Origin of the sequence: Janibacter melonis, from assembly GCF_020567375.1 — a bacterium.
GTDB classification, from domain to species: domain Bacteria; phylum Actinomycetota; class Actinomycetes; order Actinomycetales; family Dermatophilaceae; genus Marihabitans; species Marihabitans melonis.
Map to the genome: position 1 here is coordinate 272,134 of NZ_JAJBZM010000001.1, position 25,053 is coordinate 297,186.

Here is a 25,053-nt window from a genome sequence, read left to right on the forward strand (position 1 = left end):
ATGACCGACGCCACGCTCGAGTTCGTCGGGACCGCGACGAGCCTGCTGCGGCTGGGTCCCTTCACGATCCTCACCGACCCCAACTTCCTGCACCGCGGGCAGCTGGCCTACCTCGGCAAGGGGCTCGCCAGCCGACGTCTCACCGAGCCCACCCGCACCCCGGCCAGCCTGCCCGAGCTCGACGCGATCGTCCTGTCGCACCTGCACGGCGACCACTTCGACCGGGTGGCCCGCCGCGAGCTGACGCGGGACCCGCCGTTGCTCACGACGCCGCAGGCCGCGCCTCGCCTCGACCGGTGGGGGTTCGACGCGGTCGGGCTGAGCACGTGGAGCAGCCACGAGCTCGAGCGTGACGGGGTCGGGCTGAGCATCACCTCGACGCCCGGACGGCACGCCCCGGGTCTCGCGCAGGCGCTGCTGCCGGCGGTCATGGGCTCGGTGCTCACCCTCGACACCGGCAGCGGCGAGCCCCTGCGGGTCTACGTCACCGGGGACACCCTCTACCGCGAGTCGCTGCGCGAGGTCGTGGAGCGGTGCGGCCCGGTCGACGCCATGGTCGTCCACCTCGGGGGCACCCGCGTGCTCGGCCTGCTCGTGACGATGGACGACGAGCAGGGCGCCCGTCTCGTGCAGACGATCCGCCCGAAGGTCACCGTGCCGGTGCACTTCGACGACTACCGGGTCTTCCGGTCGCCGCGCGAGGACTTCGTCGCCCGCTTCGCCCGCGACGCGCTGCCCGGCGACCTGCGGGTCGTCGAGCGCGGCCGGACGATCTCGCTGGTGCCGTAGCCATGACGTACTACGTCGGGGTGTCCGGGTGGCGCTACCGCGCGTGGCGGGGCGACTTCTACCCGAAGGGGCTCGTCCAGCGCCGCGAGCTCGAGTACGTCGCGCAGCGGATGACCTCGGCGGAGATCAACGGCTCCTTCTACTCCCTGCAGCGCCCGTCGTCGTTCGCGTCCTGGCACGACGAGACGCCCGACGACTTCGTCTTCGCCGTCAAGGGCGGGCGCTTCATCACGCACATGAAGAAGCTGCGCGACGTCGAGACGCCGCTGGCGAACTTCTTCGCGTCCGGGGTGCTCGCGCTCGGCCGCAAGCTCGGACCGGTGCTGTGGCAGCTGCCCGCGCGGACGACCTTCGAGCCGGGCCGCGTCGGGGACTTCCTCGCGATGCTCCCCCGCACCGTCGACGAGACCGCGCGGCTCGCCCGCGGGCACGACGACAAGCTCGCCGAGGGTCACGCGCTCGTCGACCTGCCCGACGGCCTCGACGGGCGCCGGAGGGTCCGGCACGCCCTCGAGCCGCGGCACCCGAGCTTCGACACCGACGAGGCCCGTGAGCTGCTGCGAGCCCACGACGTCGCCATGGTCGTCGCCGACAGCGCCGGTCGGTGGCCGCGCATGGAGGACTCGACGACCGACCTGCACTACGTGCGCCTGCACGGCGAGACCGAGCTCTACACGAGCGCGTACCCGCCGAGCTCGCTGGACCGCTGGGCCGAGCTGTGCCGCGAGTGGCACGACCAGGGGGGCGACGTGCACGTCTACCTCGACAACGACGCGCGAGGTCACGCGCCCCACGACGCCGTCGCGCTCCTGGACCGGCTGGGCGGAGTGCCGGAGCACCGCGCGACCTTCCCCGGCGGCGCGACCGAGCAGGGCGGCGGCTGACCGGCGCCCGGGCCGTCGGCGCCGCTACGCTGACGTGGGACATGCAGGACGGGTCGCCCCGCGCTGGTGCTCGCGCGATCCCGCCACCCACCTCACCGAGGAGCCCCCGAGATGCACGTCCTCATCGCCACCGACGGCTCGAAGCAGTCGCTGCGGGCCGCCCGCCACCTCAAGACCTTCGCCGACCCCGCGAAGATCGACACGATCACCGTCCTCGCCGTCACCCGCCCCCTCGCGGCGCTGTCCTTCCACGACGAGATCTCGCCCGACGCGCGCCGGCCCAAGCCGATGGCCGAGGCGTCCTTCCGCGCCGAGGCCGAGGCGGCGGTCAAGGTCGTCGCCGCCGAGTTCGACGACTGGGAGGGCACGACGGTCAAGCGCAGCGTGCGCAGCGGCACCCCGTCGACGGAGATCATCCGGGCGGCCAAGCTCGCCGACGTCGGCCTCGTCGTGCTCGCCAACGGCAACCGCGGGCTGAGCGAGAGCATCCTCATCGGCAGCACCGCGGCCCGTGTGCAGGCGTCGGCGCCGTGCCCGGTCCTTGTCGTGCGCCCGACCCCGAGGCCGCGGCGGCGCAAGAGCTGACGGCGGACGCGGGGCACCGCACGGGTCGGAGATGATGCAGGCGTGAGCGACGCCGACCTGCGGGTGCCGCCGGGGCCTGGGATCCCCGGCGGTCTCGTCATCCCCGGCGGCGAGCTGCGCGAGCGCTTCTCGCGCAGCTCCGGACCGGGAGGGCAGGGCGTCAACACGACCGACTCGCGCACGCAGCTCTCCTTCGACGTGTCCACGACGACGGCTCTGACCGCGTCGCAGCGTCGCCGGCTGCTCGACCGGCTCTCCGGCCGGCTCGTCGACGGGGTGCTCACGGTCGACGCCTCCGAGCACCGCTCGCAGCGCCAGAACAGGTCGGCGGCACGCGACCGCCTCGCGGCCCTGCTGCGCGAGGCGCTCGCCCCTCCCCCGCCGCCACGGCGGGCGACCCGGCGCACCCGTGGCTCGCAGGAGCGCCGGCTGGCGGCCAAGCGGGAGCGCTCGTCGACCAAGCGCGCCCGCTCCCGGCCGCACGGGGACGACTAGCCGGCCGGCGGGCCCGGGTGCGGCCCCCGGGCCCACGCGAGCACCTCGTCGAGGTCCAGCCCGTAGGTGGGCCCGCCGGCGTGCTGGTAGGCCTCGACCCGCTCGCCCCCACGCTCGACGAGCCGCCGCCCGCCGGTCTCGTTGCCCCGGGCGAGATGGGTGACGCCGACGCAGACCTGCGCCAGCCCCTGCCAGAGGTCGCGCTCCGACGACGGGGCGGCCTTCCACCTCGCCTCGAGCACCTCGTGCGCCGAGAAGGGGCGCCCCTCGCGCAGCAGCCGACGGGCCTCCTCGACCGTCTCCAGCGGCGGCAGGGGGTCCTCGCTCACCGGCTCGACCCCGGTCGCGCCGTACGGCAGCGGACGTCCGAGGGCGTCGCGCGGGCGGGACTGGCGCGGGCGGCCCTCGTCGTCGCGGTCGCGGCTCACGACGACCTCATCTCGTCGGGCAGCTGCAGGGCGACGACCCGCCCCGACGCGACCTCGTCCTCACCGGCGGTCATCGTCAGCGCGACGGTGACCTTGCGGCCCTTGACCTCCTCGACCCGCCCGCGGACGACGAGCTCGACGCCCATCGGGGTGGGGCGCTGGTAGCGCACCTCGAGCGTGCCGGTGACGTAGCGCAGCGACCCGTCGCCCTCGAGGTCGAGACCGGCGGCGTGCGTCCCGGCGAGCGCGGCCGACCCCGTGCCCGAGCAGTCAAGGATCGAGGCGACGAGCCCTCCGTAGACGTAGCCCGGCATCGCCGTCTGCTCGGGGCCAGGGGTGAATCGGGTGATCGTCTCGGTGCGCGACCCGTCGGCCCACCGGGTCTTCAGGTGGTGCCCGAAGGGGTTGCGCGCCCCGCAGCCGTAGCAGTGGGCCGCGTCGGCGGGGTAGTGGTCCTGGACAGCCGGTCCCTCGTCGGCCGTGGCGGCAGCGGTGCCGTCGACCTCGGCCCGCCGGGTGCCCAGCCAGCGCCGGCTCGCCTCGACGAGAGAGTCACCGAGCGGCGTCGGGTTGTGGGCAACCTCCCAGCGGTAGCCGTCCGGGTCGGCGAAGTAGCCCGAGTACCCGCCCCACTCCCGGCGCTGCCCCGCGGTGACCTGCGCACCGGCCGCGGCCGCGTCGGCGAGCACCGCGTCGACCTGGTCGGCGTCGGTGACGTTGTGCGCGAGGGTGATCGGCGCGATCCCCTCGGCCGGCTCGCCGACCTCGGCGACGAAGCCCGCGCGGTCCCACAGCGAGAGGACGAGGCCGTGGGCGAGGGGCAGGAAGAGCACCTCCCCCGGCTCGTGGAGGACCGGCTCCCAGCCGAGCCCGTCGACGTAGAAGTCGTGCGACCGCCCGACGTCGGCGACGGCCAGGGTGACGAAGTTCGCGCGCTGCTCCATGCCCGCCACGCTAGCCCGGCCCCGCCGCACGGGCAGGTGCGACGGGGACGGGCATCGGTGCTGGCGGCTCGGCCGGCACCGGGTGGGTAGAGGCGGTCAGTGCGAGCTGCCGGCCTCCTGCGTCGTCGGCTCCTCGTCCCGGGCGTCGCGACGGTTGGCCATGAGGCTCGTGATCGTCGTGATCGTCAGCGCGCCGACGATCACGCCGAGAGAGGCGAGCGTCGGGATCGTCGGGACCGACTCCCACACCCCGTGCGCCCAGTGGAGGATGAGCTTGACGGAGATGAAGGCGAGGATCGCCGCGAGACCGTAGCCGAGGTGGCGCAGCTTGCCGATCATCCCCTCGAGGACGAAGTACAGGGCGCGCAGGCCGAGCAGGGCGAAGGCGTTGGTGACGAAGACGAGGTAGGGGTCGCCGGTGATGCCGTACACGGCGGGCACGGAGTCGATCGCGAAGATGAGGTCGGTGCCGAGGATGGCGAGGACGACGAGCGCGAGCGGGGTCAGCGCCTTGCGACCGCGCTCACCGACGACCATCTTCGTGCCCCGGTAGTCGTCGGTCACCGGGTAGAGGCGACGGGCGAGGCGCACGATCTTCAGCTCGTCGACGTCGACGCTGTGCTCGCCGGAGCGGGCGTCGCGCAGGACGGTCCACGCGGTGAAGAGCAGGATCGCGCCGAAGAGGAGGAACATCCACGAGAAGCGCGCGATGAGCGCCGCGCCGACGGCGATGAAGGCACCCCGCATGACGAGGGCCCCGACGATGCCGATGAGCAGGACGCGCTGCTGCAGCACCCGCGGCACCGCGAAGCTCGTGAGGATGAGGATGAAGATGAAGAGGTTGTCGACGGAGAGCGACTTCTCCACGAGGTAGCCCGTGTAGTACTCGACGCCGATCTGGGAGCCGTGCTGGTTCCACACCCACAGCCCGAAGGCGAGGGGCAGGGCGATGTAGAAGGCCGACCAGCCGACGGCCTCCTTCATGGAGACCTCGTGCGGGCGCCGGGTGAGCAGGAAGTCGAGGGCGACGAGCGCCAGGACGCCGGCGATCGTCACCCACCACAAGGTGGCGTCCGCGATGGACTCGATACCGGGAGCGGCCGAGGCGGCCGAGGACAAGGAAGACACAGCAAGGACCTCGCATCGTCGAGCGGTGCGAGGTCTCCTTCGCCCGACGCCGGGCCGTGCACCGGGCGGGGCATGGACCCCGCGGAATGACCGGCGACACGCTGGGAAGTACTCCCCTCGTGGTTGCACATTAAACCAGGCGCGCCCTCAGCGGGGCAAAGCAGCGGGGGTGTCGTACCCCTCCCCTACAGTCGATGACATCTGGTCGATGTGTAACAAGGTGTCACAGGAGGACGCGACGATGCGCAACCCGTACACGCCCGGTGAGCTGCCCCGCGTCCTCGCCGGGCGCGAGGACCAGCAGCACCGCATCCGCGGTGTCCTCAGCCGGGTGAGCGCCTACGGCGAGACCGGCGGCCCGCCCGTCGTCTTCCTCGGCCCGCGCGGCGTCGGCAAGACCTCCTTGCTGCGCGAGGCGCAGCGCGACGCCGACGAGCACGGTTTCCTCACCGTCTGGGTCTCCTGCCACCACGGCGCCCCCTTCCTGCCCGACCTCGTCAGCCGGGTCGACCACGCCCTGCGGGCGGCGGACGTCGTGGCGAAGGGGGACCGCCGCTCCCTGCGCCTCGACGAGATCGCCGTCGAGATCGGCGTCCCGACCGGGGTCAAGGTCTCCGCCCGGGCTGCCCCCGACGAGGGGGACGGCGCCGAGACGGGCGCCCGGGTCTCGGCTCTCGAGGACCTCCTCCACGGCACGGCGACCCGGGTGCGCGAGCGCGGCGGGTCCGGCCTGCTCGTGCTCGTCGACGAGCTCCACGCCCCGAGCCGGACCGACCTCGCGGTCCTGCTCAACGCGATGCAGAACCTCACGGGCGGGCGGGAGGACTCCCCCTTCGCCCTCGTCTGCGCCGGCCTCCCCTCGAGCGTCTCCGTCCTCACCCGGGCGGCGACCTTCGCGGAGCGCAGCACCTTCGTCACCCTGCCGCCGCTCGCGCCCGAGGCCGCGGCCCAGGCGGTGGGCGAGCCCGCCGAGGAGCTCGGCGTCGGCTGGACCGGCCCGGCGCTCACGGAGGTCGTCGAGCGCGCCCAGGGCTTCCCCTACCTGCTCCAGGTGCTCGCCCACGCGGCCTGGCAGAGCGCCTCGCCGGTGGCCGGCGACCGGCTCGGGGTCGCCGACGTCCGCGCCGGGCTGCCCCTCGTCGAGGCACAGCTCGACGCCATGTTCGCCGCCCGGTGGGGTGCGGCCACCCCGCTCGAGCAGCACCTGCTGACCGTCATGGCGCACGCGGGCAGCGCGAGCGTGACCCGCGCCGAGATCGCGGCGGGCATGGGCCGCTCGACCCAGTCGCTCGGCATGCCCCGCGAGCGGCTCATCGACAAGGGCATCGTCGAGCCGGCCGGCCACGGCCGGCTCCGCTTCACGATGCCTGGCTTCGCCGAGTACCTGCGGGCGACGACGGCGACGGGCGACGCCAGCCGCCCCTCGACGTGACGGGTCAGGACCCGGCGACCATCGCGGCGAAGAGCCCGACGTAGAAGAGGACGAAGATCGCGACGACGGCGACGCCGACGCCGAGGAGCACCGTGCCGACGATGCCGAGGATGCGCCCGATCGAGACGAAGTCGCGGTGACCGTAGCGTCCCGGGCTCGCGTCGATCTCCCGCAGGGCCTGGTTGCCGAGGTACCACGCGATCGGCGAGGTGACCCACACCCCCATGATGCCGACGATGCCGAGCACGAGGATCGTCACCGCCTGGGGGTGGTCGGGCGGCATCTGCGCCATCTGCGGGAAGGGGTGCGGTGCCCACGGGCCGGCCGCGGCACCCGGCACCTGCTGCTGCGGTGCCGGCTGAGTGCTCCGTGACGCGGGGATCTCGGTCGTGGTGCCGGCCCCCGCCGGACCGGTGACCGGCCCCTGCTCGACGTCGTCGCCCCTGCTCTCCTGCGTCATGCCCGCACCCTACGCGGGGGCCGTCAGGGCGACGATGGGGAGATCTCCCCCGGCCGCGCTACCGTGACCTCGGTCTCGACGCGGAGACCTCCCCCGACCCGTCAGGAGATCGACGATGCGTGCGCTGGTCAAGACCCGTCCCGGACCAGGTCTGGAGCTGGTCGACGTGCCCGAGCCGACGCCCGGGCCGCGCGACGTCAAGATCCGCGTGCTGCGCGCCGGTCTGTGCGGCACCGACCTGCACCTGCACGACTGGGACCGCTGGGCCGCCTCGACGGTCACGACCCCCCTCGTCCTCGGCCACGAGTTCAGCGGCGTCGTCGCCGAGGTCGGCTCCGACGTCACCGACGTCGAGGTCGGGGCGCTCGTCTCGGGCGAGGGCCACGTCGTGTGCGGCCGCTGCCGCAGCTGCCGGGCCGGCCGCCGTCACCTGTGCATCAACACCTCGAGCGTCGGCGTCAACCGCGACGGCGCCTTCGCCGACTACGTCGTCATCCCGGCGACCAACGTCTGGGTCCAGCCCGAGGACTTCGACCCCGACCTCGCCGCGGTCTTCGACCCGCTGGGCAACGCGACCCACACGACCCTGTCCTTCCCGCTCGCCGGCGAGGACGTCGTCGTCACCGGCGCCGGGCCCATCGGCGTGATGTCGGTGGCCATCGCCCGGCACGTCGGCGCCCGCTACATCGCGGTGACCGACCTCTCCGACGAGCGTCTCGAGCTCGCCCGTGCCGCCGGCGCCGACATCTGCGTCAACCCGGCCCAGACCGACCTCAGCCAGGTGATGCGCGACCTCGGGATGCGCGAGGGCTTCGACGTCGGGCTGGAGATGAGCGGCGCTCCCCCGGCCGTCGCGTCGATGATCGACCACATGAACCACGGCGGGCGGATCGCGATGCTCGGGCTGCCCGGCGAGCCCTACCCCGTGGACTGGGGCAAGGTCATCACCCACATGATCACCATCAAGGGCATCTACGGCCGCGAGATGTACGACACCTGGTACGCCATGAGCGCGATGCTCTCGACGTCTCGCCCCCTTCGTGATGCGGTCACCTCCGTCATCACCCACCGCTACCCCGCCACCGACTGGCAGACGGCCTTCGACACCGCCCGATCGGGCCGGTGCGGCAAGGTCGTCATGGACTGGAGCTGATCGCATGTACACCATCGAGGACGACCTGGCCGCCGAGCTCGCCGAGATCGAGGCCGCCGGGCTCACCAAGCACGAGCGGCTCATCACGACCGCCCAGTCGGCGCACATCGCGACCTCGCGGGGCGAGGCGCTGAACTTCTGCGCCAACAACTACCTCGGCCTGGCCAACCACCCCGAGATCGTCGCCGCCGCCCACCGAGCGCTCGACGAGTCCGGTTTCGGCATGGCGAGCGTGCGCTTCATCTGCGGCACCCAGACCGGGCACCGCGAGCTCGAGCGGGCGATCGCGGACTTCGTCGGCACGCAGGACGCGATCCTCTTCCCGTCGTGCTTCGACGCGAACGGCGGCATCTTCGAGGTGCTGCTCGGGCCCGAGGACGTCATCATCTCCGACGCGCTCAACCACGCGTCGATCATCGACGGCGTGCGCCTGAGCAAGGCCCAGCGCCGCCGCTACGCCAACCGCGACATGGCCGACCTGCGCACCCAGCTCGAGGAGGCGAAGGGGGCCCGCCGCGTCCTCGTCGTCACCGACGGCGCCTTCTCCATGGACGGCTACCTCGCCCCGCTGGAGCAGATCTGCGACCTCGCCGACGAGTTCGGCGCGCTCGTCATGGTCGACGACTCGCACGCCACCGGCTTCGTCGGCGAGGGCGGCCGTGGCTCGCACGAGGCGTGCGGCGTCATGGACCGCGTCGACATCATGACCGGCACGCTCGGCAAGGCGCTGGGCGGCGGCAGCGGCGGCTACGTCGCGGCCCGTCAGGGCGTCGTCGACCTGCTCAAGCAGCGCGCCCGGCCCTACCTCTTCTCCAACGCCGTCGCGCCGGCCGTCGTCGCCGGCTCGCTGCGGGCGCTGGAGATCGCGCGCGACTCCGACGAGCCGCGCCAGGTGCTGCGCCGCAACGCCGAGCTCTTCCGTGCGCTCATGGGCGAGGCCGGCTTCGAGCTGCTGCCCGGCGAGCACGCGATCGTCCCGGTGATGTTCCCCGGCGAGGACGGCGCGCGCCAGGCCGGCCTGGTCGCCGACCGCATGCTCGAGCTCGGCATCTACGTCATCGCCTTCTCCTACCCCGTCGTGCCGAAGGGGCAGGCCCGCATCCGCGTCCAGCTCTCCGCCGCGCACAGCGAGGACGACGTGCGGGCGTGCGTCGCCGCCTTCGTCCAGGCCCGCGAGGACGTCACCGCCGCCTGACTCCCATTTTCCCGCCCAGGGCGGGAAAGCTCGACCTCGGGAAGGAACCTTTCCTTCCCGAGGTCGAAGCTTGTTTCCCGAAGGGGCGTCCCGGTCAGCCCTCGACGAAGGGGTGGGCGTCACCGGCGCCCTGGCGGGCGATCTCGGCGGTGCCCGAGCTGTAGTCGACGACCGTCGTCGGCGCGGTGCTCACCTCGCCCGCGTCGATGACGACGTCGACGGCGTGGTCGAGCTCCTCCTTGACGTCCCACCCGAAGACCGGGGTCTCCTCCTGACCGGGCAGGAGCAGGGTGCTCGAGAGCATCGGCTCGCCGAGCTCGGCGAGCAGCGCCTGGACGACCGGGTTGTCGGGGATGCGCACGCCGACCGTCTTCTTCTTCGCGTGGAGCAGGCGTCGGGGCACCTCCTTCGTCGCCGGGAGGATGAAGGTGTACGGCCCGGGCGTCGTCGCCCGCACGGTGCGGAAGACGTGGTTGTCGACGTGGACGAGCTGGCCGAGCTGGGCGAAGTCGCGGCACAGCAGCGTGTAGTGGTGCTTGTCGTCGAGCCGCCGGATGTCACGGATGCGGTCCTTGATGCTCTGGTCGTCGAGCCGCCCGCCGAGCGCGTAGCCGGAGTCGGTGGGGAAGGCGACGAGGGCGCCCTCGCGGATGCGCGCGACGACCTGACCGATCGTGCGCGGCTGGGGGTTGTCCGGGTGCACTTCGACGAAGGTGGCCATGGGGCCAGGGTAGGACGCACGGGGCGCCACCGGATCAGTCGCGGGCCAGCTCCTGCGCGAGCGTCGTCGCGAGGGCACGGGCGGGCCGCCCCACGCCGATGAGGGTCGCCGACGCCGGGCCGGTCCAGTCGCCGTAGCCGACGAAGGCCACCCGCGGGTCCGTGACCGAGCGGGCCCCGTCGACGACGGGGATGCCGTCGCGGGTGCGCAGGCGCAGGGAGCGCAGGTGCCGCAGCGCCGGGCGGAAGCCGGTCGCCCACACGACCGCGTCGAGGTCGACGTGCTCGCGCCCGATGACCGCCCCGGTCGCGTCCATCCGGTCGAACATCGCCCGCAGGCGCAGCGCCCCCTTCGCGCGGGCCTCGCGCACGCTGGGCATCGCGACGATCGTCCCCGCGAGCTCGGACTCGAGGTCGCGGGCGTCACCGGTGATCCGGGCGCTCGCCCGCTCGAAGAGGTAGCGCCCGTCGACGTCGTCGGGCAGGAAGCGCAGCCGACCGAGGGAGGCGAGGTGCACGCGGTCGGCGTGCCCGAGCAGGTCGGCGGTGATCTGCACGCCGGAGTTGCCGCCGCCGACGACGGCGACCTGCTGCCCCACGAAGGGCTCGGGCCCGCGGTAGTGGGCGGAGTGCACCTGCGTGCCCTCGAAGCAGGTGGCCCCCTCGACGAGCGGGACGAAGGGGGCCCGCCACGTCCCCGTCGCGCTCACGACGTACCGGGCGCGCACGCTCCCCTCGCCGGTGACGACGTCGAGGCCGTCGTCGTCCGCACGCACGTCGCTCACGTGGACGCCTCGGCGGACCGGCACGTCGTAGCGCTCCTCGTAGGCGGCGAGGTAGGCCAGCACGTGGTCGACGGGCGGGAAGACGTCGGGGTGCTCGGGCATCATCCACCCGGGCAGCGAGGAGTATCCCGACGGGGAGAAGAGGCGCAGCGAGGGCCACGTGCGCCGCCACGCGCCGCCGGGCTCCTCCTGCTCGTCGAGCACGACGTGGTCGACGCCGTGCCGGCGCAGCCAGTAGCTCGTGGCCAGCCCGGCCTGGCCCCCGCCGACGACGACGACGTCGGCGCGGTCAGCCATCCGTCTCCGGCGCCTGCTCCTGCATGCGGATCGGCGTCCCGCGCTGGACGGTGCGGGAGACCGTGCACAGCCGGTCGCGCGACTGGGCGACGGCACGCGGCAGCATCTCGCGGGCCCGGTCGCCGTCCTCGCCCGCGGGGAAGCGCAGGGTGAAGGTGACGTCGAGGTCGACCATGTGGTTGCCGTCCTGCGGCGTCGAGGTCTTCGTGCCGCTCGCGACCACCTCGAAGTGCTCGGGCTCGGCCCGGCGGCTCGTGATGTGGTCGACGTCGACGGCGCTGCACCCGGCGATGGCCGCGAGGAGCAGCTCGACGGGCGTGAAGTCGTCGTCCTCGCCGCTGCCCAGGGCGATGCTGCCGCCACGCGCGTTGCGCGCCTCGTAGCGCCCCAGCCCGGTGCGAGACAGCGAGACCTCACGATGCCCTGGTCCGGTCCCGCCGGTCGTCTCGGCGTCGTCCTGCTGGCTCATCGCGCTCCTGGGGTCGAGGGGAGATCGGGGTGCGCGTCCCATCTTCGTCAGAGCGGGTCGCCCACGCCACCCGGTGACCAGGGCTGGGATCGTCCTACGGTGGCGTCATGACCTCCCACGGCCACGGCCGCCTCGTCCTCGTCCGTCACGGCCAGACGCAGTGGAGCCGCGACGGGCGGCACACCGGGCTCACCGACCTGCCGCTGCTGCCCGAGGGCGAGGCCGACGCTGCCTCCCTTCGCCCGTACCTCGCCCGCCTCGACCTCGCTGTCGTCCTGTCCTCCGACCTCGGGCGGGCGCTGCGCACGGCCGAGCTCGCGGGGCTCACGCCCGAGGTCGACCCGGACCTGCGCGAGTGGGACTACGGCGGGGCCGAGGGCCGCACGACCGAGCAGGTCCGAGAGGACGAAGGGGGTCGGTGGACCGTCTTCGACGGCGTGCCGCCGGGGCAGACCCCCGGCGAGACCGTCGAGGAGGTCGCCGCGCGCGCCTCGCGCGTCCTCGCCCGGGTGCGGCCGGTGCTCGAGGGCGAGCACGCGGCCCCGGCCGACGTCTGCCTCGTCGGGCACGGGCACGCCCTGCGCATCCTCACCGCGGTCTGGCTCGGGCACTCGCCCCGCCTGGCCGCCCAGCTCGAGCTCTCCCCCGGCTCGCTCAGCCTGCTCGGCCGCTACCGCGAGGACGCGTCGGTCGTCGCGTGGAACGTGCCCGCCACCGGTCTCGACGCCCTCGTCTGACCCCCTTCGCCCGGCACCCCTTCGCCCCCTTCGCCGGTCGTGGGTCTCACCACCAGCGGCGGGGCCGCTACGGCAGCGGCCAGGTGTGCACCGGCTCGTTGGTGTGCATGTGCTCGACGTACAGCTCGAGCATCTGCGACAGGGCGCTCGCCCGGTCGGCCCCGCGCTCCTCGAGCCGGCGGACCGCCTCGGTCTGCCACACGGCGCCGTTCTGGCCCGTCGTGCAGCGTCCCTCGATGACGGAGAGGTAGCGGTCGCTCACGGCCGGTGAGACGCCCCAGTCCTCGAGCCCACGGGCCGCGACCGGCAGCAGGTGGCGCAGGGTGAGCTCGTCGACCCCGACCTCCCCCTGGCCCGGCCAGTAGAGCCGGGCGTCCATGCCGCCGCGCGCCGCGGCCTCGAAGTTGGCCCGCGCCGCCGCGAAGGACAGCCGGGTCCACACGGGACGCTCCTCGGTGGCCAGCGTGCGCACGAGCCCGTAGTAGAAGGCGGCGTTGGCCATGACGTCGACGATCGTCGGGCCCGCGGGCAGGACGCGGTTCTCGACCCGCACGTGGGGCTTGCCGTCGGCGATGTCGTAGATCGGGCGGTTCCACCGGTAGACGGTGCCGTTGTGGAGGTTGAGCTCGGTGAGGGCGGGGGTGCCGTGCTCCTCGAGGACGGCCACGGGGTCCTCGTCGGTCGACTCCGCGAGCAGCGCCGGGAAGTAGCGCACGTTCTCCTCGAAGAGGTCGAAGATCGAGGTGATCCAGCGCTCGCCGAAGAAGACGCGCGGGCGAACACCCTGGTTCTTCAGCTCGATGGGGCGCGTGTCCGTGGCCTGCGCGAAGAGCTCGATGCGGGTCTCCGCGTGCAGCCGGCGGCCGAAGAAGAAGGGCGAGTTCGCGGCGAGCGCGACCTGGGGGGCGCTCACCGCCTGCGCGGCGTTCCAGTGGTCGGCGAAGTCGGAGGGGCTCACCTGGAGGTGCAGCTGGACCGAGGTGCACGCCGACTCGGGTGCGATGGAGTCGGCGAAGGTCTCCAGCCGCTCCCCCGTCGGCCCCTCGATGTCGATGACGATGTCCTCGCCGCGCGCCTCGAAGATCGAGTCGTTGAGCGCGGTGTAGCGGTTGTTGCGGCTGATCCACTCGCCCTGGAAGTGCTCCGGGCGGATCGTCGGCAGGATCCCGATGGGCACGATGCGCGCGCCGACCGCCCGCGCGCGCTCGTCGGCGGCGTCGAGAGAGGCGCGCAGGTCCTGCTCGAGGGCGAGGGCGGCGTCGCCGGGCAGCGGGCGGGGGGCGACGTTGAGCTCGATGTTGTACTGAGCGAGCTCGGTCTGGTAGCCGGGGTCGTCGATGGCGGCGAGGACCTCGGCGTTGGCGAAGGCGGGATCGGCCGCCTCGTCGAGGAGGTTGAGCTCGATCTCGAGCCCGGTGAGGGGCCGCTCGGCCTCGAAGCTCGACTGCGCGAGCATCCGCTCGAAGACGTCGAGGTCCTGGTGGACCTTCTCCCGGTAGCGCTGACGCTCCTCTCGCGAGTAGCTCTGCGCCGATACTTCCTTGCCCACTCCGGCCTCCTGGGGTCGGTCCGCCGCGGTCGCGACCTGGGTGCCCAGGCTAGACGTCAGACCCGCGCCACGACGGGCGAGCGCGGGGGTCGGTCGGGGCCGCTCGTGCCAGGTCGGCGGCGGCACGCCCCACGAGGTCCGGGGCGTTGTCGGCGCGGGCTCGTACGGTCGTGCCATGCGGCTGATCCACACCTCCGACTGGCACCTCGGACGCGCCTTCCACGGCGTCCGGCTGCTCGACGCGCAGGCCGCCTACCTCGACCACCTCGTCGAGACGGCCCGCTCCGAGCGCGTCGACGCGGTCGTCGTCGCCGGCGACGTCTACGACCGGGCCATCCCCGCCCCCGACGCGGTCGAGCTGCTCTCCGACGTGCTCCACCGGCTGCAGGCGGTGGGGACCCAGGTGGTCCTCTCCCCCGGCAACCACGACTCGGCACGCCGGCTGGGCTTCGGGTCCGGGCTGCTCGAGCACGCCGGGGTCCACATCCGCACGAGCGTCGACGACCTCGCCCGGCCGGTGCTCGTCGGCGACGGCGCGATCTACGCGCTGCCCTACCTCGACCCCGCATCGGTGAGCGTCACCGACGCCCTCGAGGTGAGCACCCGCAGCCACGCCGCCGTCATCTCCGCCGCGATGGACCGGGTGCGCGCGGACGCGGCGACCCGAGGACCGCGCACCGTCGTCGCCGCGCACTGCTTCGCCGTGGGCGGGGCGAGCAGCGACTCCGAGCGAGACATCGCCTGCGGCGGTGTCTCGGCCGTGCCGACCTCGGTCTTCGACGGGGTCTCCTACGTCGCCCTCGGCCACCTCCATGGGGCGCAGCAGGTCGGCGAGCGGGCCTGGTACAGCGGGTCTCCCGTCGCCATGTCCTTCTCCGAGGCGGGGCACACGAAGTGCTCGCTGCTCGTCGAGGTCGACGAGACCGGCACGGCGCACGTCGAGCGGGTCGCGGCCCCGGTGACCCGACGCCTGGCCACCCTGCGCGGCGACCTCGAGGACCTCCTCGCCGACCCGACGCTCGAGGACGCGCGGGACGCGTGGGTGCAGGCCACCCTCACCGACACCCTCGCCCCGCGACGGGCGATGGAGCAGCTGCGCACCCGCTTCCCGCACACCCTCTCGCTCGTCCTCGACCCCCGGGGCGGCGTCGTGCGCGAGCACCGGCGCCCCAGCCAGGTGGCCGGTCGGGCCGCGGTCGAGGTGTGCACCGACTTCGTCGCGGACGTGCGTCCCGGCGGCACCGTCGGTGACGACGAGCGCACGCTCCTGCGCGAGGCCGTCGAGGCCGTGCAGCGGGCGCACGACGACGAGGGCAGCGCGACGACCCGTGAGCGGGGCGTCGCGTGAGGCTGCACCGTCTCGAGGTCGAGGCCTTCGGCCCCTTCGCGTCACGGCAGGTCGTCGACTTCGACGCGCTCGGCCAGACCGGGCTCTTCCTCATCACCGGGCCGACCGGGTCGGGCAAGACGAGCCTGCTCGACGCCATCTCCTTCGCGCTCTTCGGTCAGCTGCCGGGGGTGCGCGGGGCGAAGGCCCTGCACAGCCAGCACGCCGACCCGAGCACCCCGCCCGAGGTCGTCCTCGAGGTCACCCTCTCCAGGCGACGGCTGCGGATCACCCGGCGGCCCGCCTTCGAGCGGCCGGGCCGCAAGACGCCGGTCCAGGCCGCGATCGTCCTCGACGAGCACCTCGGCGGGCGGTGGACGACGCTCACGCAGCGCCTCGACGAGGCCGGCCGCGTCATGGAGGACGCGCTCGGGATGACCCGCGAGCAGTTCCACCGCGTCGTCGTGCTCCCCCAGGGCGACTTCGCCTCCTTCCTCCACGCGAGCAGCGACGACCGCGGCGACCTGCTGCGGCGGCTCTTCGACGTCGAGACCTACGCCGGCGTGCAGGACTGGCTCCTCGAGGAGCGGCGCCGCGTCGAGCAGGTCGACCGCGACGCGGCTCGCGACCTCGACCGGCTGCGCGAGGAGGCCGTCCCCCTGCTCGCGAGCGGGCCCGGTGACGGCGACGAGCCGGCCGTGGGGGCCCCGGCCGACCACCCCGAGCCCGCCGGCGCCGCGGCCGCCGACGGGACGCTCTCGCAGCTCGACGCCGCGGGGCTCGCCGACCTCCTCGCCCGCACGCAGCAGGCCGCCGAGGGCGAGCACGTCGAGTCCGCGGCAGCGGTCGAGCTCGCCGAGGCCGCGCTGCGGCAGCACGAGCACCAGGCCCGCCTGGCCCACCAGCAGGCCGCCAGCCACGACCGCGGGACCCAGGCCGCCGTGACCCGCGACGAGCTGCTCGCCCGCGCCGACGAGCACGACGCCGCGTCCCGGTCGCTCGCGCGCTCCGCGGCGGCCCGTCGCGCTCTCGGGGCCCTCCCGGCGCTGACCCGGGCTCAGGAAGACCTGCGCCGGGCGCACGAGCAGACCAGCACCGCACGCGCGGCGCTTCCACCGCTCGCCCCGGCGGCCCGCGGCGATCTCGAGCGCTGGGTCGCTGACGTCGCCGGCGCCTCGGCCGACGTCGCGAGCGCCCAGCACGAGGCCCGGTCGCTCGTCGGACGGCTGGACCGTCAGCCGGGGCTGGTCGACGAGCGGGAGCGTGCTGCCGCCGACCTGGCGGCGGTCGCCCCGGCACGAGACGCGCTGCACGCCGAGCTCGAGGCGGCCCAGCAGTCCCGGGACGCGGCCGCTGCGGCTGCCGCCGAGCTCGAGACCATCACCACCCGGGCGGCTCGGCTGCGTCGCGCGCTCGACGTGCGGCGGCGCCTCGACGACGTGCGGGGGCGTGCGCTGCCTGCCGCGGCGGACGTGGTCCGCGACGCGCGCGACCGGGCGCAGGACGCCCGGCAGCGCTACCTCGACCTCTTCCAGGCCCGGCTCGACGGCATGGCGGGCGAGCTCGCCGCCGCGCTCGTCGAGGACGCGCCGTGCGCCGTCTGCGGCTCGACGGCCCACCCCGCCCCGGCCGCGACCGGAGAGCTCGTCGAGCCGGTCGCCGTCGAGCGCGCGCTCACCGCGAGCACGCTGGCCGCCGACGCCCTCGCCGAGGCGCAGGGACGCCAGACCGAGGTCGAGGTCGAGGTCGCGGCACTCGTCGCCACGCTCGGTGAGGAGGTGCGCGAGGCCGACAAGATCGCCGTCGATCTCGAGCAGACCGAGCCGGCCGCCCGGGCGTGCTCCGAGCATGCCCGCGAGGCCGAGCGGCTGGGCCGTGCCGTCACCGGCCTCGTCACGCGCCTGGAGCGTCTCGCGGGCGAGGAGGACCGTCTCGTGCAGGCCCTCACCGCCGCGACCACCCGTCATGACACCGGACTGGCCGCCCTCGTCGCCTCTCACGACGACGTCGTCTCCTCGCTCGCGGCCCATGCCGCGGGGTGCCCGTGCGGTGCGGTGTCGCCGGCGGGCTCCTCGAGCGGGGTGGACGCCGCCGCCGAGCGAGCCGGTGACCTCGTCCTGGACGACCTGCTCGTCCATCGGGTCGAGACCACGGTCCGCGCGGCCGTCCAGGTCGCGCAGGAGCACGAGCGCCACCTGCGGGCGGGCGAGCGCCTGCTGTCGGCACTCGACGCGCACGACGCCGCGACGGGGCGTCACGACAGCGCGGCCGCGGAGCTCGCGAGAGCGCTCGAGGCCGAGGGCCTGACGGACGTCGACGAGGCTCACAGCCATCTCCTCCAGGCGGAGCAGGTGGCGGGGCTCGAGCGGGCCGTCGCCTCCTACGCCTCCCGTCTCGCCGCGGCCCGCGCCGTCCTCGACGAGCCCGAAGTCGTGGCCGCCCTCGCCTCTGCCCGGCCCGACGTCGAGGCCGTCGACGAGCAGGCCCAGCACGCCCGGTCCCGGTGGACCGAGGCGACGCACCGCACCGCCGAGCTCTCCCAGGTGGTCGGCGCGCTGCGCTCCGCAGCCCGACGTGCGCGCGCCCTCGCGCAGACATCGGGCGACCTGGCCTCCCGGCGCGACCTCGTGACGAGCGTCGCCGACCTGACCTCCGGTCGCGGCCCGCACAACCCCGACGGCGTCTCGCTGACGACGTACGTCCTGGCCGCCCGCCTCGAGCGCATCGTCTCCATCGCCAACGAACGCCTCGACGCGATGGTCACCGGCCGCTACGAGCTCGCCGTCGACCACGGGCGTGGCGGCGACCGCCGTCGGCGCGGCGGCCTCGGTCTCCTCGTCCACGACCGGTGGAGCGGCGAGACGCGCGCGGCGACGACCCTGTCCGGGGGCGAGACCTTCATGGTGTCCCTCGCCCTGGCGCTCGGCACCGCCGACGCCGTGCGCGAGGAGTCCGGTGGCAGCGAGCTCGAGACGCTCTTCGTCGACGAGGGCTTCGGCTCGCTCGACGACGACGCGCTCGAGGAGGTCATGGCCGTCCTCGACGAGCTGCGCGCCGGGGGCCGGGCCGTCGGTGTCATCTCGCACGTCGCGGACATGCGCCACCGCATCCCCACCCAGCTCACCGTCACCCGCCGGGTCGACGGGTCGAGCGTCTCCGTCGTCGAGGACGCCGACGCGGCCTGATCTGCGCACCGCCGGCCACGGGCACGACGAGACGGGGGCTGCAGCGGTCGGAGTGCAGGCGACCACCCCTCCCGGTACCGAGGCTCCCCCTTCGCCCGTCTCGACCCAGGACGAGCCGAACGCCCCGCTGAGCGCGCCTGCTGCCCCTTCGCCCTGGTCCCCCTTCGCCGGACCCCGCAGGCTCACGACGACCGCTCAGCAAGACAAACCCCGGCTCCGCACGAGTTTCTTGCTCATGCGAAGCCGGGGTTTATCGGGTGACCCGAGAAACTCGGGGCAGGTGAGACGAAGGGGCTAGAGGGCGGCGAGCTCCTCGGGCGAGGGGCAGGAGCACACGAGGTTGCGGTCGCCGTAGGCGCCGTCGATGCGACCGACCGGGGGCCAGTACTTGTCGGCCGACTCGACGTCGCCCGGGAAGACGGCGGAGGCGCGGTCGTAGGAGCGGTCCCACTCGCCGACGAGCGTCGCGGACGTGTGCGGGGCGTGGCGCAGCACGCTGGACTCGACGCCGTCACCGGCGACCGCCTCGTCGATCTCGCGGCGGATGGCGATCATCGCGTCGCAGAAGCGGTCGATCTCGCCCTTGTCCTCGCTCTCGGTCGGCTCGACCATGAGCGTTCCGGCGACGGGGAAGGACATCGTCGGGGCGTGGAAGCCGTAGTCGATGAGCCGCTTGGCGACGTCGTCGACGCTGACACCGGTGTCCTTCGTCAGCTGGCGCAGGTCGAGGATGCACTCGTGCGCGACGATCCCGTCGTGCCCGGAGTAGAGCACCGGGTAGTGGTCGCGCAGCCGCGCGGCGACGTAGTTGGCGTTGAGCACGGCGACCTGGGTGGCCCGGGCCAGACCCGCACCGCCCATGAGCCGCACGTACGCCCACGAGATCGGCAGGATGCCCGCCGAGCCGTACGGCGCGGCGCTCACCGGGCCGACACCCGACTCGGGGCCCGCCGCCGGAGCGAGCGGGTGGTTGGGCAGGTGCGGGGCGAGGTGCTCGCGCACCGACACCGGGCCGACACCGGGACCACCGCCGCCGTGAGGGATGCAGAAGGTCTTGTGGAGGTTGAGGTGGCTGACGTCGGCGCCGAAACGGCCCGGCTGGGCCAGCCCGACGAGCGCGTTGAGATTCGCGCCGTCGACGTAGACCTGACCACCCGCGCCGTGGACCATCGCGCACAGGTCGCTGATCGTGTCCTCGTACACCCCGTGAGTCGAGGGGTAGGTGACCATGATCGCGGCGAGACGCTCCTCGTGCTCGACGATCTTGTGCTTGAGGTCGTCCATGTCGACGTTGCCGGTGATGCTGTCGGTCTTGACGACGACGACCTTCATGCCCGCCATGACCGCGGAGGCGGCGTTCGTGCCGTGCGCGCTCGAGGGGATGAGGCAGATCGTGCGCTCGTGGTCACCGCGCGCGTCGTGGTACCCGCGGATGGCGAGCAGACCGGCGAGCTCGCCCTGCGAGCCGGCGTTGGGCTGCAGCGAGACGGCGTCGTAGCCGGTGATCTCGCACAGCCAGTCGCTCAGCTGGGCGACCAGGTCACGGATGCCCTCGGTCTGGTCGTCCGGGGCGAAGGGGTGCAGCCCGGCGAACTCGGGCCAGGTGATCGCGGCCATCTCGGTCGTCGCGTTGAGCTTCATCGTGCACGAGCCCAGCGGGATCATGCCGCGGTCGAGCGCGAAGTCGCGGTCGCTGAGCCGGCGCAGGTAGCGCAGCATCGCGGTCTCGCTGCGGTGGGCGTGGAAGACCGGGTGGGTGAGGTACTCGCTCGTGCGCACGAGCGCCTCGGGCCAGCTCGGCTCGGCCGGCGCGGTCGTCGAGCTGTCGACGACACCCTCCTGGCCGTCGGTCGAGCCCGGCCCGAAGGCGGACGCGACGGCGGCGACCTCGCCCGGGTCGGTCGTCTCGTCGACGCTCACGAGGACGGTGTCGGCGTCGTGACGCCAGATGTTGACCCCGGCCTCGACGGCGGCGGCGACGACGTCGTCGGCGCGACCCGGCACGCTGACGCGCAGGGTGTCGAACCAGTGACCCTCCGCGACCTCGGCACCGCGCGCGGCGAGCTGCTCGGCGAGGTCACGGGCGGTCGCGTGGACACGTCCGGCGATCCGGCGCAGCCCGTCGGGACCGTGGTAGACGGCGTACATCGAGGCCATGACGGCCAGGAGCACCTGCGCGGTGCAGATGTTGCTCGTCGCGCGGTCGCGGCGGATGTGCTGCTCGCGGGTCTGCAGGGCCAGGCGGTAGGCCTGGGCGCCGGCGGAGTCGACGGAGACGCCGACGAGACGACCCGGCAGCGAGCGCTCGAGACCGGTGCGCACCGCCATGTAGCCGGCGTGCGGGCCGCCGAAGGCCATGGGGACGCCGAAGCGCTGCGTGGTGCCGACGGCGACATCGGCGCCCCACTCCCCCGGAGGCGTGAGCAAGGTGAGGGCGAGCAGGTCGGCGGCAGCGGTGACGAGGGCGCCGGCGTCGTGCGCGGCCGTGGCCAGGGCGCTCCAGTCGTGGATGAGTCCGTCGGCCGCGGGGTACTGGACGACGACGCCGAAGACGTCGCGGTCGCCCGCGGCGGCGCGCAGCTCCTGCGCGGTGCTCACCTGGGTGAGGTCGGCGACGGCGACGGCGATCCCGAGCGGCCGGGCGCGGGTCTCGATGACCGCGCGGGTCTGGGGGAAGAGCGCCTCGTCGAGGACGACGACGGCCCCGTCGGGAGCCTTGCTCGTGCGACGCATGAGCGTCATCGCCTCGGCGGCCGCCGTGGCCTCGTCGAGCAACGACGCGCCGGAGACGCTGAGGGCGGTGAGGTCGCTCACCATCGTCTGGAAGTTGAGCAGCGCCTCGAGCCGACCCTGCGAGATCTCGGGCTGGTAGGGCGTGTACGCCGTGTACCAGGCCGGGCTCTCGAGGACGTTGCGCTGGATGACCGGCGGGGTGATCGTGCCGTAGTAGCCCAGGCCGATCATCGAGGTGAGGACCTGGTTGCGCCCGGCGAGCTCGCGCAGCTCCTCGAGGACGGCGAGCTCGCTCGTCGCGGCCTCGACGTCGAGGGCACCGGTCATCCGGATGGCCCCCGGCACAGCGGCGTCGCACAGGGCGTCGAGACTCGGGCGACCGACGACGGAGAGCATCTCCGCGACGTCGCTCTCACGCGGTCCGATGTGACGGGCGGCGAAATCGGGCAGGGACGGTGCGCTCATCGAAGGCTCCCTCGGTGGTCAGGCACGGCAGGTCAGCCTCCCCATCTGTCACGCGCAACGGCGCTTCCAGAGGTGCCTGATCCGCGGGGTCCTGGCGCCTGAGAGGTTCCGGGGAGTTTGCCCCTTCGGCGCCCCGTCGACGTGGACGGGGACTCTCCCCCGCGGGGTGAGCAGCGCCTCGCAGACTACCAGCGGTGCGACGAGGCAGGAGATCCCCCGCGGACGGGCGGGCTCCCGGCCCGGGTCACGGGCGAGCCGGTCAGGCGAGCTTCGCGCGGCGGCGCGCGCCGAGCTCGTCACCGGCGACCTCGGCGAGCTCGCCGGTCACGTCGTCGTAGCGCTCGGAGGGCAGCTCCATGAGCGAGCCCTCGACCTCGCGCCACACCCGGCCGACGGCGATGCCGAAGACGCCCTGACCGCCCTGGACGAGGTCGATGACCTCGTCGGCGGAGGTGCACTCGTACACGCTCGCCCCGTCGCTCATGAGGGTGATCTGAGCGAGGTCCTCGACCCCGCGCTCGCGCAGGTGCTGGATGGCGACCCGGATCTGCTGGAGCGAGACACCGGTGTCGAGCAGGCGCTTGACGACCTTGAGCACGAGGATGTCGCGGAAGCCGTAGAGCCGCTGGCTGCCCGAGCCGTGCGCCCCGCGCACGGAGGGCTCGACGAGCCCGGTGCGGGCCCAGTAGTCGAGCTGGCGGTAGGTGATGCCGGCGGCCTTGCACGCAGCCGGACCGCGGTAGCCGATGTCCTCGCTGAGGTCCGGCAGGTCGTCATCGAAGAGGACGCCCTGCGCGCGCACGGAGGGCTGCGGCTTGTCGTCCTGGGACGTGGTGTCCACCGTGCCTCCTGCGCGTGACGGGCCCCTGCGGGCCCGCCGAGGGAATCACACCGCTGTGGTGCGACTCCTCCACGGTACGGCGGGCCCGGGAGGGGGTCAACGACCGAGCCGTCCCCGCACCCGGGCGTGTCGGTCACGAAACGGTGTCGGCGATGACCGCCGCGGGCCTCAGCGCCCGGGCTCGGGACCGGCGCCAGGCCCGGCGTCGGCTCCCCCGTCGCCCTCGCCCTCGCCGGCGGGCGTCTCGAAGTCCTCGGGGCTGATGTCCTCGAGGAACTCCTTGAAGCGCTCGACCTCGTCCTCCTCCTCCGAGGACTCGACCCCGGCCTGGGCGACGAGCTCTTCGGTCGCGAGGACGTCGGCGCCGCAGCGCAGCGCGACGGCGATCGCGTCGGAGGAGCGCGAGTCGACCCGGGTGCCGTCGTCGAGGACGAGGTTGGCGTAGAAGACCCCCTCGTCGAGGGTGACGATCTCGACGGAGGTGATCCGGCGCCCGACCGCCTCGACGACGTCGACGAGCAGGTCGTGCGTCAGCGGGCGCGGGGGCTCGACGCCCTCCTGCGCGTAGGCGATCGACGTCGCCTCGGCGGCGCCGATCCAGATCGGCAGGTAGCGCGAGCCGTCGCGCTCGCGGAGCAGGACGATGGGCTGGGAGGTCGGCATCTCGACCCTGACGCCGAGGACATCGAGTGCAATCACGAGACCACCGTAGTCCGCCGACCTGTGACCGCGCGGGGTGGGCGACGGGGTGACCTCGATCAGTCGTCGAGGTGCTGCAGCTGCGCGCGGACGAGCGCCGTGTGCAGGTCGAGGCACGCGGCCGCGACGGTCCGCGCCTGTGCGCCGGGGTCCGGCTCGACCGGACCGCGCCCGTGCACCGAGCGCTGGGCGCGCACGTGCTCGACGAGGCCGACCTCGCGCTCGGCGGCGGTGCGGAAGGGGCGCAGGTGACGCACCTCGATGCCCGCGGCGACGAGGACGGCGGCGGCGCGCGCGACGTCGAGGTCGTCCTGCCCGTGGTGCTCCCCGGCCGGGCGCACGAGGCCGTAGCTCACGAGGTCGCGCAGCGTCGACCCGTCGATGCCGGCCGCCTCGGCGAGCTCGGACGCCGTGAGGCGAAGGGGGGCGCGCGGCGCGAGGACGTCGGGGTCGGTGCGCTCCCCCGCCGGCGGCGCCGCGGCCCGGGCCTGCCCGGTGGCCTCGTCGACGACGAGGCCACGGTCGAGCGCGTCGAGGTGCTCGCGGATCACCTTGAGCGGCCAGAAGCGGTCGCGCTGCGCGGAGAGGACGAAGCGCAGCCGCTCGACGTCGGCGTCGCTGTAGCGGCGCGAGCCCTTCGGCGTGCGCTGGGGGGTGATGAGCCCCTGCGCCTCGAGGTAGCGGATCTTCGAGATCGAGATGTCGGGGAAGGTCTCGCCCAGCGCCGCGAGGACCGCCCCGATCCCGACGGTGCGGCCGGACGTCACCTACGCGGTGCCTGCGTAGAAGACGAGCCGGAACTTGCCGATCTGGACCTCGTCACCCGTGCGCAGCAGCGCGTCGTCGATCCGCTCGCGGTTGACGTACGTGCCGTTGAGCGAGCCGACGTCGCGCACCGAGAAGCCCTGCTCGCCGCGGCTGAAGACCGCGTGCTTGCGCGAGACGGTGACGTCGTCGAGGAAGATGTCGCTGCTCGGACCACGGCCGGAGGTGACCTCGGCGTCGTCGAGGAGGAAGCGGGCCCCCGTGTTGGGGCCGCGCAGCACGATGAGCAGCGCCGTGCCGGCGCGCAGCGCCTCGACCGTCGCCTGCTCCTCGCGGCTCAGCAGGTGGTCGACCTGGTCGTGCGCCTCGGGCGCGACCGCGTCGACACCCGTGAACTGCTGGGTGACGGGGTCCTGACGGTGCTGGGGCACCTGCTCGTCGGAGCCGGTCATCGAGAGTCCTCCTTGGCTGCTCGTTGCGTGGGGTCAGCCTAGACGACCGACCGCGGGTGCGGTCGGTCGCCCGGGCGAAGGGGGTGCGGGGCTCAGCCGAGCTGCTGCTGGTACGCCTCGGCGTCCATGAGCTCGCTGGTGTCGGCGCCGTCGCCGAGGGTGATCTCGTACATCCACCCGTCGCCGTAGGGGTCGGAGTTGACGAGCTCGGGGGTGCCCTCGAGCGCCTCGTTGACGGCGGTCACGGTGCCCGTGAGCGGGGCGTAGAGGTCGGAGACCGACTTCGTGGACTCGACCTCGCCGCACGAGTCGCCCTTGCTCACCTCGTCGCCGACCGTCGGCAGGCTGACGAAGACGACGTCGCCGAGGGCCTCCTGGGCGTAGCCGGTGATGCCGATGCGCACGCCCTCGGCGGTCTCGCGCACCCACTCGTGGTCGGTGGTGTAGCGCAGGTCGTCGGGGTACTCGCTCATGGCTCTCCTCGGTGCTCGTGGTGGGGCGTGCTCGTGTGCGGGGCTGGTCGTCGTCCGGTGGCG

24 protein-coding genes and 1 riboswitch are annotated in these 25,053 nt (G+C 73.7%); of the genes, 10 read left to right on the plus strand and 14 right to left on the minus strand.

Annotated elements, in window-relative coordinates; genetic code table 11:
* The 4 genes from LIV55_RS01270 to arfB all read left to right on the plus strand — a co-directional run bounded on the left by LIV55_RS01270 (position 1) and on the right by arfB (position 2,753).
* Positions 1-789: an MBL fold metallo-hydrolase gene (locus tag LIV55_RS01270; protein WP_229298944.1), complete on the plus strand. Its 789-nt coding sequence runs from the start codon at positions 1-3 to the stop codon at positions 787-789.
* A gap of 2 nt (positions 790-791) precedes the next feature.
* On the plus strand, positions 792-1,673 hold the full coding sequence (locus tag LIV55_RS01275) for a DUF72 domain-containing protein (protein WP_229298945.1): 882 nt from the start codon (positions 792-794) through the stop codon (positions 1,671-1,673).
* Between the two features lie 111 nt (positions 1,674-1,784).
* Positions 1,785-2,258, plus strand: coding sequence for a universal stress protein (locus LIV55_RS01280; protein WP_068275753.1), 474 nt, complete (start codon positions 1,785-1,787; stop codon positions 2,256-2,258).
* 42 nt (positions 2,259-2,300) lie between these two features.
* Positions 2,301-2,753: an alternative ribosome rescue aminoacyl-tRNA hydrolase ArfB gene (gene arfB / locus LIV55_RS01285; RefSeq protein WP_229298946.1), complete on the plus strand. Its 453-nt coding sequence runs from the start codon at positions 2,301-2,303 to the stop codon at positions 2,751-2,753.
* Here the strand turns inward: arfB and LIV55_RS01290 are convergent.
* From LIV55_RS01290 to LIV55_RS01305, 3 genes are all read right to left on the minus strand, one after another.
* A complete protein-coding gene (locus LIV55_RS01290; RefSeq protein ID WP_229298947.1) occupies positions 2,750-3,181 on the minus strand; it encodes a DUF309 domain-containing protein in 432 nt (143 codons plus the stop codon). The genes arfB and LIV55_RS01290 overlap by 4 nt on opposite strands.
* Positions 3,178-4,125, minus strand: coding sequence for a VOC family protein (locus tag LIV55_RS17075; RefSeq protein WP_308012861.1), 948 nt, complete (start codon positions 4,123-4,125; stop codon positions 3,178-3,180). Before LIV55_RS17075 ends, LIV55_RS01290 begins: the two co-directional genes overlap by 4 nt.
* Before the next feature lie 96 nt (positions 4,126-4,221).
* Positions 4,222-5,253 (minus strand): TerC family protein, encoded by a 1,032-nt coding sequence (locus LIV55_RS01305; protein WP_229298948.1) that lies wholly within the window; start codon positions 5,251-5,253, stop codon positions 4,222-4,224.
* Positions 5,254-5,473: 220 nt separating this feature from the next.
* On the opposite strand from LIV55_RS01305, the gene LIV55_RS01310 reads away from it, so the two are divergent.
* Entirely contained in the window at positions 5,474-6,685 is a 1,212-nt protein-coding gene (locus LIV55_RS01310; protein ID WP_229298949.1) for an ATP-binding protein, read from the plus strand.
* Positions 6,686-6,689: 4 nt separating this feature from the next.
* Here the strand turns inward: LIV55_RS01310 and LIV55_RS01315 are convergent, their stop codons facing one another.
* Positions 6,690-7,145: a DUF4190 domain-containing protein gene (locus tag LIV55_RS01315; RefSeq protein ID WP_229298950.1), complete on the minus strand. Its 456-nt coding sequence runs from the start codon at positions 7,143-7,145 to the stop codon at positions 6,690-6,692.
* Positions 7,146-7,260: 115 nt separating this feature from the next.
* Here LIV55_RS01315 and tdh point away from each other — a divergent pair, with 115 nt between their 5' ends.
* Both tdh and LIV55_RS01325 read left to right on the plus strand, forming a co-directional pair.
* A complete protein-coding gene (gene tdh / locus LIV55_RS01320; RefSeq protein WP_123091791.1) occupies positions 7,261-8,298 on the plus strand; it encodes an L-threonine 3-dehydrogenase in 1,038 nt (345 codons plus the stop codon).
* 4 nt (positions 8,299-8,302) lie between these two features.
* The gene (locus LIV55_RS01325; RefSeq protein WP_191563680.1) at positions 8,303-9,493 is read left to right on the plus strand and encodes a glycine C-acetyltransferase; all 1,191 of its coding nucleotides are present in this window, start codon (positions 8,303-8,305) and stop codon (positions 9,491-9,493) included.
* Between the two features lie 94 nt (positions 9,494-9,587).
* On the opposite strand, the gene LIV55_RS01330 is transcribed toward LIV55_RS01325, so the two are convergent.
* From LIV55_RS01330 to LIV55_RS01340, 3 genes are read right to left on the minus strand one after another with little or no spacing between them, the layout of a single operon-like run.
* Positions 9,588-10,214 (minus strand): L-threonylcarbamoyladenylate synthase, encoded by a 627-nt coding sequence (locus LIV55_RS01330; protein ID WP_123091792.1) that lies wholly within the window; start codon positions 10,212-10,214, stop codon positions 9,588-9,590.
* 34 nt (positions 10,215-10,248) lie between these two features.
* On the minus strand, positions 10,249-11,295 hold the full coding sequence (locus LIV55_RS01335; RefSeq protein ID WP_191563681.1) for an ArsO family NAD(P)H-dependent flavin-containing monooxygenase: 1,047 nt from the start codon (positions 11,293-11,295) through the stop codon (positions 10,249-10,251).
* Positions 11,288-11,764, minus strand: coding sequence for an OsmC family protein (locus tag LIV55_RS01340; protein ID WP_229298951.1), 477 nt, complete (start codon positions 11,762-11,764; stop codon positions 11,288-11,290). The genes LIV55_RS01335 and LIV55_RS01340 overlap by 8 nt, the downstream gene beginning before the upstream one ends.
* Positions 11,765-11,871: 107 nt before the next feature.
* On the opposite strand from LIV55_RS01340, the gene LIV55_RS01345 reads away from it, so the two are divergent.
* Entirely contained in the window at positions 11,872-12,501 is a 630-nt protein-coding gene (locus tag LIV55_RS01345) for a histidine phosphatase family protein (RefSeq protein ID WP_229298952.1), read from the plus strand.
* Between the two features lie 67 nt (positions 12,502-12,568).
* Here LIV55_RS01345 and LIV55_RS01350 read toward each other — a convergent pair whose 3' ends face one another.
* Positions 12,569-14,050 carry a glutamate-cysteine ligase family protein gene (locus LIV55_RS01350; protein WP_123091796.1) on the minus strand — a complete coding sequence of 494 codons (1,482 nt, stop codon included), beginning with the start codon at positions 14,048-14,050 and terminating at the stop codon, positions 12,569-12,571.
* A 175-nt stretch (positions 14,051-14,225) separates the two neighbouring features.
* On the opposite strand from LIV55_RS01350, the gene LIV55_RS01355 reads away from it, so the two are divergent.
* Together LIV55_RS01355 and LIV55_RS01360 are read left to right on the plus strand one after the other, a co-directional pair.
* Positions 14,226-15,398 carry an exonuclease SbcCD subunit D gene (locus LIV55_RS01355; RefSeq protein WP_229298953.1) on the plus strand — a complete coding sequence of 391 codons (1,173 nt, stop codon included), beginning with the start codon at positions 14,226-14,228 and terminating at the stop codon, positions 15,396-15,398.
* Positions 15,395-18,562: an AAA family ATPase gene (locus LIV55_RS01360; RefSeq protein WP_229298954.1), complete on the plus strand. Its 3,168-nt coding sequence runs from the start codon at positions 15,395-15,397 to the stop codon at positions 18,560-18,562. The genes LIV55_RS01355 and LIV55_RS01360 overlap by 4 nt, the downstream gene beginning before the upstream one ends.
* A 294-nt stretch (positions 18,563-18,856) precedes the next feature.
* Here the strand turns inward: LIV55_RS01360 and gcvP are convergent, their stop codons facing one another.
* From gcvP to gcvH, 6 genes are all read right to left on the minus strand, one after another.
* Positions 18,857-21,760: an aminomethyl-transferring glycine dehydrogenase gene (gene gcvP, locus LIV55_RS01365; RefSeq protein WP_229298955.1), complete on the minus strand. Its 2,904-nt coding sequence runs from the start codon at positions 21,758-21,760 to the stop codon at positions 18,857-18,859.
* Positions 21,761-21,836: 76 nt separating this feature from the next.
* Positions 21,837-21,930: riboswitch (glycine riboswitch) on the minus strand.
* Positions 21,931-22,019: 89 nt separating this feature from the next.
* Positions 22,020-22,601 carry a MerR family transcriptional regulator gene (locus LIV55_RS01370; RefSeq protein ID WP_191563686.1) on the minus strand — a complete coding sequence of 194 codons (582 nt, stop codon included), beginning with the start codon at positions 22,599-22,601 and terminating at the stop codon, positions 22,020-22,022.
* Between the two features lie 168 nt (positions 22,602-22,769).
* The gene (locus LIV55_RS01375) at positions 22,770-23,300 is read right to left on the minus strand and encodes a bifunctional nuclease family protein (protein ID WP_083968841.1); all 531 of its coding nucleotides are present in this window, start codon (positions 23,298-23,300) and stop codon (positions 22,770-22,772) included.
* 59 nt (positions 23,301-23,359) lie between these two features.
* Positions 23,360-24,067, minus strand: a complete 708-nt coding sequence (ftsR, locus tag LIV55_RS01380; protein WP_191563687.1) for a transcriptional regulator FtsR — start codon at positions 24,065-24,067, stop codon at positions 23,360-23,362.
* Positions 24,068-24,517 carry an FHA domain-containing protein gene (locus tag LIV55_RS01385; protein ID WP_068275705.1) on the minus strand — a complete coding sequence of 150 codons (450 nt, stop codon included), beginning with the start codon at positions 24,515-24,517 and terminating at the stop codon, positions 24,068-24,070.
* A 92-nt stretch (positions 24,518-24,609) separates the two neighbouring features.
* Positions 24,610-24,990 (minus strand): glycine cleavage system protein GcvH, encoded by a 381-nt coding sequence (gene gcvH / locus LIV55_RS01390; RefSeq protein WP_068275701.1) that lies wholly within the window; start codon positions 24,988-24,990, stop codon positions 24,610-24,612.
* Between the last annotated feature and the right edge of the window lie 63 nt (positions 24,991-25,053).